15 protein-coding genes and 1 riboswitch are annotated in these 13824 nt (G+C 36.3%); of the genes, 5 read left to right on the top strand and 10 right to left on the bottom strand.

Annotation, left to right across the window (positions count from 1 at the left end; genetic code table 11):
* Positions 1 to 204: 204 nt before the first annotated feature.
* From D8M05_RS06060 to D8M05_RS06025, 8 genes are all read right to left on the bottom strand, one after another.
* Entirely contained in the window at positions 205 to 1257 is a 1053-nt protein-coding gene (locus D8M05_RS06060; RefSeq protein ID WP_183072720.1) for a DUF4097 family beta strand repeat-containing protein, read from the bottom strand.
* Between the two features lie 147 nt (positions 1258 to 1404).
* Positions 1405 to 2844: a sodium/pantothenate symporter gene (gene panF, locus D8M05_RS06055; RefSeq protein WP_121129675.1), complete on the bottom strand. Its 1440-nt coding sequence runs from the start codon at positions 2842 to 2844 to the stop codon at positions 1405 to 1407.
* The gene (locus tag D8M05_RS06050) at positions 2841 to 3104 is read right to left on the bottom strand and encodes a YhdT family protein (protein WP_121129871.1); all 264 of its coding nucleotides are present in this window, start codon (positions 3102 to 3104) and stop codon (positions 2841 to 2843) included. The genes panF and D8M05_RS06050 overlap by 4 nt, the downstream gene beginning before the upstream one ends.
* A gap of 261 nt (positions 3105 to 3365) precedes the next feature.
* Positions 3366 to 4280, bottom strand: coding sequence for a phosphotransferase family protein (locus D8M05_RS06045; RefSeq protein WP_183072719.1), 915 nt, complete (start codon positions 4278 to 4280; stop codon positions 3366 to 3368).
* Between the two features lie 85 nt (positions 4281 to 4365).
* Positions 4366 to 5076 carry an ABC transporter permease gene (locus D8M05_RS06040; protein WP_121129671.1) on the bottom strand — a complete coding sequence of 237 codons (711 nt, stop codon included), beginning with the start codon at positions 5074 to 5076 and terminating at the stop codon, positions 4366 to 4368.
* A complete protein-coding gene (locus D8M05_RS06035; protein ID WP_121129669.1) occupies positions 5073 to 5921 on the bottom strand; it encodes an ABC transporter ATP-binding protein in 849 nt (282 codons plus the stop codon). The genes D8M05_RS06040 and D8M05_RS06035 overlap by 4 nt, the downstream gene beginning before the upstream one ends.
* Positions 5922 to 6032: 111 nt before the next feature.
* Positions 6033 to 7076: a LytTR family transcriptional regulator DNA-binding domain-containing protein gene (locus tag D8M05_RS06030; RefSeq protein ID WP_121129667.1), complete on the bottom strand. Its 1044-nt coding sequence runs from the start codon at positions 7074 to 7076 to the stop codon at positions 6033 to 6035.
* Positions 7073 to 7552 (bottom strand): GNAT family N-acetyltransferase, encoded by a 480-nt coding sequence (locus D8M05_RS06025; RefSeq protein WP_121129665.1) that lies wholly within the window; start codon positions 7550 to 7552, stop codon positions 7073 to 7075. Before D8M05_RS06025 ends, D8M05_RS06030 begins: the two co-directional genes overlap by 4 nt.
* Before the next feature lie 133 nt (positions 7553 to 7685).
* Positions 7686 to 7791: riboswitch (TPP riboswitch) on the top strand.
* A gap of 92 nt (positions 7792 to 7883) precedes the next feature.
* On the opposite strand from D8M05_RS06025, the gene thiW reads away from it, so the two are divergent.
* The 5 genes from thiW (at position 7884) to D8M05_RS06000 (ending at position 10985) form a co-directional block, all read left to right on the top strand.
* Complete coding sequence (gene thiW / locus D8M05_RS06020) at positions 7884 to 8369, top strand: energy coupling factor transporter S component ThiW (RefSeq protein WP_121129663.1); 486 nt, start codon at positions 7884 to 7886, stop codon at positions 8367 to 8369.
* 155 nt (positions 8370 to 8524) lie between these two features.
* Positions 8525 to 9043: a hypothetical protein gene (locus D8M05_RS06015; protein ID WP_121129661.1), complete on the top strand. Its 519-nt coding sequence runs from the start codon at positions 8525 to 8527 to the stop codon at positions 9041 to 9043.
* A gap of 87 nt (positions 9044 to 9130) precedes the next feature.
* Positions 9131 to 9337 (top strand): hypothetical protein, encoded by a 207-nt coding sequence (locus tag D8M05_RS06010; RefSeq protein ID WP_121129659.1) that lies wholly within the window; start codon positions 9131 to 9133, stop codon positions 9335 to 9337.
* 207 nt (positions 9338 to 9544) lie between these two features.
* On the top strand, positions 9545 to 10309 hold the full coding sequence (locus D8M05_RS06005) for a polyphosphate polymerase domain-containing protein (protein WP_245985218.1): 765 nt from the start codon (positions 9545 to 9547) through the stop codon (positions 10307 to 10309).
* A gap of 1 nt (position 10310) precedes the next feature.
* Positions 10311 to 10985 (top strand): DUF4956 domain-containing protein, encoded by a 675-nt coding sequence (locus tag D8M05_RS06000; protein WP_121129655.1) that lies wholly within the window; start codon positions 10311 to 10313, stop codon positions 10983 to 10985.
* A 50-nt stretch (positions 10986 to 11035) separates the two neighbouring features.
* Here D8M05_RS06000 and D8M05_RS05995 read toward each other — a convergent pair whose 3' ends face one another.
* The gene (locus D8M05_RS05995) at positions 11036 to 12583 is read right to left on the bottom strand and encodes a BCCT family transporter (protein WP_121129653.1); all 1548 of its coding nucleotides are present in this window, start codon (positions 12581 to 12583) and stop codon (positions 11036 to 11038) included.
* A gap of 389 nt (positions 12584 to 12972) precedes the next feature.
* On the bottom strand, positions 12973 to 13794 hold the full coding sequence (locus D8M05_RS05990; RefSeq protein WP_121129651.1) for a squalene/phytoene synthase family protein: 822 nt from the start codon (positions 13792 to 13794) through the stop codon (positions 12973 to 12975).
* Between the last annotated feature and the right edge of the window lie 30 nt (positions 13795 to 13824).

Below are 13824 nucleotides of genomic sequence, written 5' to 3'. Positions count from 1 at the left end.
GATAAAAATTGAACACAAAACTAGAATTTGTATCTTGATAAGCACCCTCTAGATGAGTACTGAGCATAAAATCAGAATTTGCATCTTGATAGGGTCTTTCTGGAGCAAGTATATCTAAATCTCTTTAGTGACTTCTCTATAGTAGATGTAGTTCGCATTTTATTTCAACTACTAATTAAATTCCAATAGTGAAAAAACTTTTAACTACACCTCTTCTTTCATGACGTTAATCTTTACATCTCCAGAGCCTGTTCGTAAGTGAACGTGATTTTCAGCTGTTCCAACATTACCGGCCCATTTATTACCAGCCTTACTAATTGTATTTATAGGAAGATTGGATTTTATCTTACCAGAACCTGTTTTCACTTCGATATCTGTATTTATTTGTTCATGTCCATATCCAACCGTTATATTACCGCTTCCTGTTTTAATATCAAAAGAACCATCGTCTACGCATAAAAGCTTTACATTACCCGAACTAGATGTTCCTTTTACGTTTCCAGAGAAGTTTTTTACTTTTACTCCACCTGATGAAGTCTTCATTATCGTTTCATCTGCTTTCAAATATTCCGCTTTAATATCTCCAGATGATGCCCTAAACGATGCATAATCGACTGATATATTTTCTAGCTTTATATTTCCTGAAGATGTATCTAACTCCAATCTTTCACCATTTATATTTTTAATAACAATATTTCCAGATCCTGCTGTGCCTTTGATATTTTTTCCATGAACCGTTTTTAATTTTACATTGCCAGATGATGTTTCGAATTCAAGATCATTCACCTCTAAGTCATGAATCTTTAAATCTCCAGAAGAAGCTGCTATATTTGCCTTTTCCACTGTTAAGCCGAGTGCATTCACATCCCCTGAACCAGTCCTAATCAAAACCATCTCTGCACTCAAAGCTTGCGTATAAACATCTCCTGAGCCCGTTTTTATTCCCCAATTTTCTATGTGGTTTTTTGGTAACGTTATTTGCAGACGACATTGTGGTAGATTAACGGAAAAGAGCCTCATACTCTTTTCTGGATTTTTAGCAGTAATGTGTAAATGATCATTTTCGATGTTTGCAATTAATACAGGCCCGTCTTCATAAGTTTCTAGTAAGATATTTATAACTGACTCTTCGTGAATATATACTTCAACATCTGCGTGTGAAGTAGTAATATCTAATTTCTTGATTGCTTCAACCTGAAATGACTCTTTTTGCGTTAGTCTTTGTTTGGCACTGTTTGAAAACGTTACTATTTTCATTCTTATACACCCCATCCCCCTGATTCTATCTTTATTCTACCTTACTTTTTATAAAACGTAACCAGCCAGGCGATGGATTTTCCCTCGGTCTCTAGATGGAGCGTTTTTCTCCGTAAAAAAAGGAACCTTATACAAGGCTCCTTCCCATCAAGTTACTTCTTTCAATACTCTCTTATCCGTGCCAATACTTACTGCTACATATGCAATAAACGATAAAGCAATCGATGTCACTACTTGATGCATACCAAATGGTTCTATGCCGAGCATGTGGAATATAATGTACGAAACAATGCCGACAACCATCGATGTAACAGCACCGTATTTATTACCCTTTTTCCAATAAATGCCCATTATAATAGGCCAAATAAAGGCTGCTTCAAGTCCACCTATTGAAAATAGATTCAACCAAATAATCAAGTCAGGTGGATTTAGTGCCAATAAGAATACGATAATACCTAGGATAGCTGTAATGCCCATACTTAAGCGCTGAATTTTCCGCGGTTGTGCTTCGGGCTTAATATAATTCAAGTAAACATCTTTTACTATTGTTGAACTTACTAATAGTAGAAGAGAATCAACTGTAGACATAATCGCCGCAAGTGGAGCCGCTAGCACGATTCCAGCCAACCATTGCGGAAGAACTTCCAAAGCAATTAATGGCATAACAGTATCACCAACTTCAATTCCAGGTAATATTGGCCTTGCAAACACGCCGATTAGATGCATGTTTAACATAATAAGACCTACAACAATCGTTCCAATTATAAGTGCTCTATGTAATGATCTTGAATCCTTATATGACATGGCCCTTACTGCAATTTGCGGCAAGGCAACCACCCCAACACCTACAAGTACCCAGTAGGAAGAAACATATGCTGGAGTCAATGTTCCATCCGCACCAAAAGGAGTGATTAAATTGGGATTTTCATTAAATAAGTCAGACATAATTGCAGGAATTCCTCCTCCTGCTATAATTACTGCAATGAGTAATATCAAAGTACCGACAAACATAATGCTCCCCTGAACTGCATCCGTTAACGTTACTGCACGAAACCCCCCAAAGGTTACATATAAAAGAACGGTTATTACGAAGATAAACAATGCAGTCGTGTATGATAATCCAGTTAGCGACTGAATTAAACGCCCACCACCAATCCATTGCGCAGCCATTGCAGAGAATAAAAAGATAATGATACTAACGGAAGACAGTAGAACGACCCATTTAGACTGATACCGTTCTTTTAAAAAGTCAACAATTGTTACAGCTTTATACTGCCTTGAGACGATTGCAAATCTTTTCCCTAATATAGTTAATGTAAAGTACCCTGTTGCAATCTGTGTCACAGATAGTAATACCCAACCAAGTCCTTCATTATAAGCAACCCCAGGACCTCCTATAAAACTACTTGCACTACCATACGTAGCTGTCATTGTCATAGCTAGAACAAAACCACCTAAGCTACGCCCACCTAAGAAATAATCCTGTAAGAACGAGTCCGAGGATTTAAGACTCCTACTAGCAAACATTCCAATTGAAAAAATGATTGCTAAACATCCAAATAACGCTATTGTCGCTTGCCAATTCATTCCTTGAACTCCTCATCATCCTCAAATGGTACTTCTACGAAAAATAATTTAACTACAATAATTACTAATATAGAAATTATAATAAAGCTAAGAACACAACTATAGAAAAACCATGCTGGTAATCCAAAAACATATGTATACTCTGATGGATCCTTACTTCCTAATCCATAAGCAAAGCCAAACCACCAAATAAAATTAAAAATCGCTAATCCAACACCAATTAACGCTTCCCGATTTGCTATTTTAAATCGATAATCCATTTTATCACTCTGAGGTTTTTCCAACAAAGATTCCCCCTCTACAAAATCTACAAAACAACATATTTATCATATAGTAACACTATATAGTATCGATAAAGCAGTTGTAAATAATATCTTCATTTGTTTGAACATCGGGCATTAGCTCAAGCCTAGAAAGTACTTACATGGCATGCAAAAGGTCAGGGATTCAGGCCTTCTATGCTCCATCGATAAAAAAGGGGTAATTGGTTTTTGTGCACCAACGACCCCCTTTTTTTATGGTTACATTTTTTCTAATAAACTACTTATGTATTTATCTAATCGCTCTACCATAAGATCTTCAGTTAAACCCTTTACACCAAATACCACCCAACCTGGATAAACGGATGGCCTGTCATTATCAAGAATATCATTTAAAGAGATGAAATCCCAATATGGGTTATATACAAAGGATACTCCTGCTGCATTCGTATAAGCTTTTAAAAATTCATCCGCTACATCAACACCATACAACATAGCTAAGTTCACCCGGCAATGCCCAACATCAACTCCCCTAGGTCCAAGACAAGCATTTACCCAATCAACAATCCCACTTACTCTGTTCCCTTGCCATAGCACATTTGTAGGATGATAATCTCGGTGAATAAAACATTTTTTATAAGCTGGAAATGGCCTTTTGATTATAGACACAGCCTTATCCCATACTTCCGGTACTTTGGTCCAAGAAGGAATATGACCCCCTACTTGCTGATTATAAGGGAAATACCTCCAAGGTAAATTCTCTACGTCATCAACTTCATGAACCCTAACAAGTGCGTCCGCAAGTCCCTTTAACCAAGCTTGTCTATCAGTAATATCAAGTTTAACCTTACCTTCCACTTTCGACATTAATACCATTGGAATACCATTCACTATGCCTGTCTCATCATAGGCAATGATTTCTGGTGTAGGTATACTTACACGGGTTCCTATACGTAAACTTTCTGCCTCATGAATAACAAGATCAGGTTCCTGCTTGAGCCATTCCTTATTATCAAACTGTCGAAGCACTACCTCTTTCTCCTTTTGGTTCACGACTAACTTCACTAAATGTAGTGTAGAAGAAGTGCTTCCTTTTAGGCGGTAGGCAGAATGAGCTTTAGCGGTTGCATCCACATTATTAATTACCCAATTCATTACACGACTATCCAAGCTCATCTTTATCATTCCCTATAGATTAGTAAGAAAAAACCCAACATTTTTTCAAAAAGTTCGACAGCATTTCCCAGGAAATATCGACAATTTATTCGTCCATTTCCCTTTTCTTAAATACTACTATAGTAATCAGAGCTGTCACAACCACCCAAGCCATAATTACACCTAAATGGGACCAAATATCTCCAAAACCTAATCCTTCTTCAACCTTATATGCTAAATCAATGATTTGTACATTTGGGAAATACTCAATAACCTTTAGAACTGGATATTCATCTATAAAACCTACTAGAAAAGAGCCAAATCCAAAAATAAATAATACTGGTAAAACGATAACGGAAGCCTCCATTACTGATTTACTTAATAATCCCAAAAGAGTTCCCATAGCAATATAGAAAAAGATAGATAAAATGATTGCAATTGCAATAGGTAGTATACTTGCTGGTGTATATCCAGTTAGCCACATACAAATTATTAGAGTGACAATGGTAGTAATAAAGCTTACTAAACTTTTGCCAGCCATAATTTCGGATATCGTAGCCGGAGATAACATAAGACCACGCAACGTATTTTTTTCCTTTTCTTCGGCAATAATTGCACATTGAATAAAGCCCGTTACGATTGCAAAAGTCATATTAATCACCATAAAATGTAACTCTAATGTGATGCCATCCATTCTTCCATAAAGTGCAGCAAGCAAAACTGCCATGAACACCGTTGATCCTATATACATATTCTTGGATAAATCCTTCAGGTCCTTTTGAAAAATTGCATACATTCGTTTCACGCGAAATGTCATATTAATTCCCTCCCAGTAATCTCTACGAAAATATCTCCTAATGTTGGTTCATTTGAATGAATAGATACTACTTGGCCCTTAGACATATAGTTATGCAGTTCATCTGCCCCCTCAGGACCCTTAGGAATTAGAATTTCTTTGCCATTGGTTAACTGTACCTGAATTGATTCATCAGCATACTTCAGGCGTAACATCTTTGGCGCATCTAATAATCTAATTTGGCCTTTATTTAAAAATGCCACTCTATCACATAGCTGTTCTGCCTCACTCATATCATGTGTGGTTAAAAAGATGGTTGTACCTTTATCATTTAACTTTTTTAATCCCTTATGTATATGTTTTGAGTTTACTGGATCAAGAGCAGATGTCGGTTCGTCTAAAAACAATAAATCAGGTTCATGTAGGAAAGCTCTTGCTAACGTTACACGTTGTAGCATTCCTTTTGATAATTTTGAAACTACCTTTTTTGCTTCGCTAGCTAGGTTAACAGTCTCCAATACTTCGTCTATTCGTTTTATCGGTACATCATATAGCTGACAATATAATTTCAAATTTTCATAGATGGATAGTCTTTGATATAGTCCACTATTGTCTGTTAAAACACCAATTCTTTTTCGATAATCTGATTTCTTTAAAGATAGGAATGGAAGATCTAATACCTTAATCTCTCCTGAGGTTGGTGATAATTGACCTGTCAGGATTTTTATAGTTGTTGTTTTTCCAGATCCACTCGGACCTAAGAACCCAAAAGTTTCCCCTTTTTGTACACTGAAATTTACATCTTCCAATGCTGTTTGATTTCCAAATACTTTTGCTAAATGTTTCACTTCAATTACGTTCTCCAACATTCATTCCCCTTTGCAAATTCGTTTTGCTTACACCTATAGATTAATCAAAAAAGGAGTGAAAAACACTATATTTTCCATGAAAGGAGTAATTGTTAGAATGAATGGAGCTTATTTTAGTCCCAACAGTTCCTTTAACAACACCATTTTACTCTTAGATAATGGAATAGAAGTCTTTTTCTTATCATCAAGCACTAAACTATAACTATTTCTTGTCCAGGTAATAACTTCACGAACTTTTTGCAAATTAACTATATAAGAACGATGACATCTAAAAAATCCATAGGCCCGCAATTTTTCTTCTAAATGATTTAGTGTAAGGGTACTCGGAAAGATATCACCTCTAATATAAATTTTTGACCCGCCATCGTAACTTTCTATGTAATCAATTTCAGGCGGGTCAAATAGGACAATTTTATCATTTACTTTTGTAGGAATCTTATTGAACCCGATGGGGATAATTTCAGATTCCTTCTCAATTTGCGCAACTTCCTCTGCCTTTCCAGTCACTTCTTCCGTTTCGGTTTCTATTTTACGTAAACCATCCTCGTCTAAACGAAAGACTTGATCTGCTAATGTAATTGCACTTTCCATACTTCCTGTTAGGATTAAGACACTTTTTCCTCCTTCCTTAATGTGATGGATCATATTAATAAGTACCCGTTTTGTTTCCATATCTACATGTAAATCGGCTTCCTCCAAAATGTATAGCTTTGGATTTTGTATTAGTAATCTAGCAAATTGAACTCTTCTTTTTTCTGAACCAGATAGGTGCTTAATCTTTACATTTTTCTTTGTATGTAACTGTACTAGTTGAAAAATTTGATCAAACGTTTGTTTGAAATTATATAAATCACCAAAGAACCTTAAATAGTCTTTTATCGTTAATCGTTCATATAAACCTTCTTCAAAAAAACATATACCTATCTCTCTAAAATATGTCATTCGATCTTTCCGGAGACTACTACCACTAATCATTATATTACCTGATGAAATTGGTATTTCGCCTGTAATCATGCCCAATATCGTATGCCTGACATTTAATGTGGAATAAATAGCTACGATCTCCTTTTCAGCCATTTCTAAATTAAAAGTTGGAAACAAAATTGAATCTTTATCATGCTTTTCTAGGTTTTCTACTTTAAAGAATGTCATGCCAGCCTTCCTCCTCCCCCTTCATTTCCCTTTCTTTCTAAGTGAGCCAAATAAACCCCGTCATTAATTTCTGTTTCAGCAAATTTACTGAAACCAGAACATTGGTAGAGATTCATCGCTGGTTCATTCCTATCCCCTGTACTTACAGTTATTCTTTTTTCTGTTTCACTTTTGGACAAAATGTATGCCAATAACTTTCTTGCAATTCCCTTTCTAAAAAAAGTTGGATGAACGACTAGACGACAGATTTCAATATCATTATTCCTATCAACAAACGACAGTACTCCAAGTAAATTTGGTCCATCCATATAACCGAGAAAGGTCTCCCCGCTCCCCATGATTGATTTCACCGTATCGTTAAGCTGCGGTATATCATGGAACCCGATCATTTCTGCTTCCACCCTGTATGCTGGAATTTGAATTTCTAAAATTCGCTTAGCCGTTTCCTTATCATTGTGACTTAATCTAACTATCATTCTGAAAATCTCCTTGTTTTAATTAATCTATTTATATCATGTATTGTTTAGGGAGGCTAACTATTTTTAATTATGAATTGTTATTTTTTAAAATATTTGTTATCCTATTGTTGTCTACAAATTAAAAAAATTATCTAACTACTAGGGGTGCCCAAAATGATGGGCTGAGAGGATAGGTTTCCGACCCTTATGGACCTGATCTGGTTAATACCAGCGGAGGGAAGTAGTGGGACGAAACTGTCAACCTATTATTCTCAAGAATTAATGAGCCAGGTCCAATCATCATTGGATCTGGCTTTTTTGCTGTTCTTAATAGGGAAAGGAGGAAATTATGAATAAAACCCGACTCATCACTACAATGGCCGTGTTCATTGCAATTGGAACGATTACTGCCCAATTAATCTGGTTTCCCGCAGGCGTTGTTAGAGCATATCCAATGCAACATGCCATAAATGTCGCAGCTGGGGTCTTACTCGGTCCTGGACCTGCTGTAATCATCGCCTTTATGATTAGTCTCTTACGGAATATGCTTGGACTAGGTACATTACTAGCATTTCCTGGTAGCATGGTTGGAGCCTTCTTAGCAGGATACTTTTATAAGAAATCTAACAAAAAGCCCTTGGCTGCAATTGGTGAAGGTTTAGGCAGTGGAATTATTGGGGCATTCGTTGCTATACCATTTGCTTATCTTTTAATGGGCAATGCAGTGGGTGCATTCGCATTTATTCCACCGTTTCTCGTAAGCAGTCTAACTGGGTCAATCATTGGTTGGCTTCTTGTATCTCGAATGAAAACAGAAACAATAATAAAAATATAACAACGGAAATGGGCGTCTAACCTATTTGTTGGTTTTTCTATTCACTCATTTTATTCATAAATCCTATGCAAATGCCTATTCTTTAGAAAATCACTCCCCATCTAGACCATTTCCCCATATATTGAAGAGAACGATTTTAAAGGGGGAAATATTTCATGAATAATTATTATCCGCAACATTATCAACCACCATATCAAGATAATGAGGAAAACAGACAATTTAACCTTCCATGGTATATATTAAATCAAATGTTTGGACCAGGAGGAGGTCCTGGTAGTGGGCCTGGCGGGTTCCCAGGTGGAGGGCCTGGCGGGTTCCCAGGTGGAGGGCCTGGAGGTTTTCCTGGCGGAGGACCTGGCGGGTTCCCAGGTGGAGGACCTGGAGGTTTTCCTGGCGGCGGACCTGGAACAGGAGGCGGCCAAGATGGACCACCAGCATCTGCACCACCAAATTTCACTCCAGAGCAATCACAATTCCAAACTTTCGCAGTTGACCCAGGTGGAATCCGTGGATGTTTACGCCGTTTCACTTATGTTTGGTTAAGAAGAGATTCCTTCTGGTACTATCCTACTTTTGTTGGAAGAAACTCCATTGCTGGTTGGAGATGGAATGGTTGGAGATGGGTTTATTTCGGCATAGACTTAAATCAAATTAATTCGTTTCAGTGCTTCTAATTTAACGAATTTAGCAGAATGCTAGACAACCATACAAGCATTCCCTTTACTTCCTCATATTGTATATAGTGGAAGGAGGGAATTGCTATGCCATGCGTATTGTTATATTTAGCGGCAATGCTTTCAGGGTTTGCGTTGATACTTGTTGGATACTTTGCTACCGCAATAGGCCTTGCCTTCTTAATTACTATTGAAACGATATTAATGACTATCGGAGTTATTGCAGTAATCGTCTTTGCGTTAGTATTAATCTACCTCGGAGTAAGAGCATTACTAAAGAAATATTTTAACTAACCTCAACCGACTATAAGAGACCACAACTAGTGGTCTCTTAATTTTTTTCCACAAATTTAAAACAAACGTTTGTATTCATTTTTTTGCTAATAAGGGAACCTTTACAATAAATTAATAAATTCACATTTATTTATCATCAAACCCTCATCTGTTTCACATTGGAATCTTACATAGATGCATTAAAGTACATATTAGGGAGGAGGAGGAATGATGACGATTGAGATTTTTAGAAGAAGAGAACAGAAGTATCTTATAACAACTGATCAATACTCTGAGCTTGTCTATCAGTTGTTACCATATATGCGCCCAGATAAATTTGGCGTAGATGGTATGTACACAGTCACAAGTCTATATTTTGAAAGCTCAGACTACAAAATTTACTTTGAAACTAAAAACAAACTAAGGTACAGGCAGAAACTTCGCTTAAGAATTTACAATGACACGGATATCAATAGTACAGCTTTTTTTGAGGTAAAACAGAAACACAAGGATGTAGTAAATAAACGGCGAATGCTTCTTCCATTAAAGGAAGCATACCGTTATCTAGAAAGGTTAGAGAACTGCTCATTAGATAGCTATGAAACTTCAAATCTACAAGTATTACGTGAAATTGATTATTTTCGCTCACTATACCGATTAGAGCCTGCGATGGTTGTAAGTTATGACCGTCATGCACTTCATTGTATCTACGACCCTGATTTAAGAATAACTTTTGACCATAACCTTCGTTGTAGAAATGACGACCTGCAAGTGGAAAAAGGGCCTCACGGTATAAACTTTATTGATAAAAATCTTATCGTATTAGAAGTAAAAGTAAACGATAGTGTCCCTTTATGGCTAACACGTATTTTACAACAAATCAATTGCAAACAAAGAAGTGCATCCAAATTTTGCACGAGTTTAGAATTATTGAAACAGAATAAACTTCCGAATCAAATTACTACAGAAAATATAGAGTTAGGAGCAATGTAAAATGGATTTCATCAATAGTCTTTTTGTAAATAATGAGTTAGAACCAACAATTATGATGAGTATATTAGCGATGGCCGTAGTGACAATTCTTAGTTTTATTATTACTTTTGTCTACCAATTAACGTTCACAGGAGAAAGATACTCCCAGAATTTCGTCCACACGATCATTATGATGAGTGTAATTGTTTCCGTCGTAATGACAGTAGTAAGTGATAATGCTGGAGTTGCCTTTGGATTATTTGCTGTATTTTCATTAATTCGCTTTCGAAGTGCAGTGACTGATGCTAAAGATATTGCATACATCTTTTTCGGATTATGCGTAGGGATGACCTGTGGACTCTATCAATTTCAGCTAGCAATATTATTAACGATATTTGCAAGTTTATTATTTTATTTACTTTACAAATTTAAATATGGTATAGGGAAAGATACGCAAATATTAAAAGTAACCGTCCCAGAAAATCTAAACCACGAAAATCTCTTAGATGATGTATTTGAGGCCTTTACGATAAGCAGTTCTCTTCGCCAGGTTGAAACAACAAACTTAGGTACAATGATTTTATACACGTATGCAGTACGCTGCAAACACGATACAAAGGACAAAGAGATGTTAGATCGAATTCGTGAAAAAAATGCTAATCTTAAGGTATCACTAACTTATATGGAAATTTGCTAAGCAAAGAGCCTTCATCAATCCCTTACAGGATAATGAAGGCTCTTCGTATGTTATTTATCAACTTTCTTCCGCATTTCTCTTTGCCACATGAGTCCTTGTTCTATCGCCATCTTTTTAGCAATTCTCGGTGCATTCCATAGTGGCGGCAGTAATAGTAACGATACTGGAACTGCAGTTATTACAATTGAATTTTGAATAGATGAAATACTATCTTCTCCAATTGTTAATATCATTACGGTTGTCAACCCAAAGATAAATGCCCAAAATACGCGTAACCATTTCTTTGGATGGTCATTACCTGTTAATGTTGCTGCTACTGTATACGCCATTGTATCTGTTGTTGTTGCAACAAAAATGATTGAAACAAGCAAGAAACCTAAGCCCATTAACGTTCCAGCAGGCAGTTGATCCGTAATTGCCATTACCGCAGCTGGCATGCCACCTTCACTAAGCGCGCCTGAAACAGAGCCAGGGTTTTGCGTTTCATAAAACACGCCTGTTCCACCAACAACTGAAAACCAAAAATTATTTACCAGTGGTGCTACAACCGACACAGCGATAATTAACTCTCTTATCGTTCTGCCTCGTGATATTCTACTAATAAATACGATAAGCATCGGGGCATATCCGATAAACCATCCCCAGAAGAAGATTGTCCACCATCCTAGCCAACTTTCATCACCACGATATAAACTCATTTCAAAGAAGTGCTGAAGATGGAAACCTGTCCCCCCAACAAAAGCATCAATTATAAACATTGTTGGACCAATAATTAAAATCACGGCTGCTAGGAAGATTGTAAAATATACATTGTAATTACTTAAAATGTATATCCCACGGTCTACCCCTGTCGCCGCTGAAATTGCTGCGATCGTAACTAATACTAAAACGACGATAATACTAACCGTTAACGTATTAGGAACATCGAATAAATGGTTAAGACCATAAGAAATTTGTAAGCCTAGGAATCCAAGTGGCCCCAGCGTACCAGCAACTGTAGCTATTATTGAAAAGATATCTGCTGCAGAACCAATAACACTTTTGTGGTAAATTTTCTCACCAAATATTGGATATAATAGCCCTCTTGGACGTAATGGTAATTTTTTATTGTAATGGACATACATCATTACAATGGTAGCTAACGTTCCAAGTATTGCCCATGCAGTAAATCCCCAATGCATGAATGATTGGGCAAATGCAGCTGGAATATTGTTAAACTCGCCTCCTCCAAATAATGGTGGGGTACTCATAAAGTGTTCCATTGGCTCAGAAGCCGCCCAAAACACACCACCACTTGCAAGTAGGGTAACTAATATCATGGAAACCCAGCCAAAGAAACTATACTTTGGTTTATCCTGATTTCCCAATCGAACCCTTCCATATTTAGAAAAAGCTAATCCTAATCCGATTAAAAAGTTTAACAATAATAGCACTTGCCAATAGGCTCCAAATAAATCTGCTGATAAGTCAAATAATGTTGAAATAGTATTTCCAACCATATCATTACTAATAAACGACAATATGATAAATAGAATTAAGAAACCACCACTTATCAGAAATACGGGCCAATCTAATTTTGCTTTCTTTTTTGAATTCACGTTTTTCCTCCTAATTTTATTAGGAACAAGTGCGGGTAGGATAGAGATTTCTGCCCATTATAGACCACCTGAATAGAGATTAATTTATAAATACAATCATTATTATAATCAATGGCAACCATTTACTTGCTCTATTTTCTAAAGATATCTCCAGTTTTTTCTTATTATCAATTATTTATTCCCCAGAAAAATGAATTTAAGCTTTACATTCATTAAACCGAAAATTTCCCAACTTTTCTTTGGATATTAATTTTTCTTCGCTAAGGGACTTTTCCAAGAATCATCTGGAATCCAACACCTCCTTAATTTTATTCGGAATATTAAAAATACTATAATTTCGCACAAAATAGCACGATTAGTTTTTTCTAATCGTGCTATTTTATTTTTTATTATTCGCCTATGATTTCTTTAACGGTTGTCTCAACATCTTTACGAGACATTTTTTCTTCACCACTATCTAACGCCTTTAACGTTCTCTTCGCCAAGGCTAGTGGAATTTTACAAAAGTGCAAAATTGTTTTCGTTTCGATTGACTTTATGTACTCATCTGCTAATTGTAAATTGGCTTTTGCATATTGAAACATATCTTCTCGTGACCAATCTTCTGGTAAGAAGTTTACCCCTCGATCAGCGTCTTCATATTGATTTCTCAACATATTGACAGCCTGTAATCCTCTACCATAGCCAATTGCTAACTCACGATCTGTTTGGGTATTATTGTACCATTCCCATATGTCTGAAAGCATAACGCCTACCAAGCCCGCTACATAGTATGTATATTCATCTAAATCTTCTTTTGTCTTTACTACCCAATTTCTTTGAACCCATTTAGCCATGCCATCTGCCATTATACCAGTAGACTCTTTTACTTTGTCAAGTATCTCTATTGGACAGACATTAATCCAATCACCAAGTCTGAGTGTAACCTCTGGTAACTGGGCTTCATAAGGTTTAACTAGCTTCTGGTAAGCAACTTCATTGAAGTCACTTTCATTTAGGAGCTCCCTTGTAGAGCGCAATAAATATTGCTTTGTATCGGGGTCAAGCATTTCATGATCTTCAATTTCATCAATTGCACGCATGCATAAATATGCTGATCCTACTGTCATTTTTAGCGTTGGATTTAATAAATTAATTGGAATAAAAAATGTTCTGCTTGTCTCTTTAAGTACACGCATTGCATCTTTTTGTAGCTTTTTTTCTTTACTCATCGGTCTTTCTCCTTCCAAGAGGTAACTCAA

It is taken from the genome of Oceanobacillus bengalensis, from assembly GCF_003628445.1.
GTDB lineage: Bacteria > Bacillota > Bacilli > Bacillales > Amphibacillaceae > Oceanobacillus > Oceanobacillus bengalensis.
The sequence above is the reverse complement of the archived record's forward strand: the minus strand, read 5'-3'. Positions and strand labels throughout refer to the sequence as shown.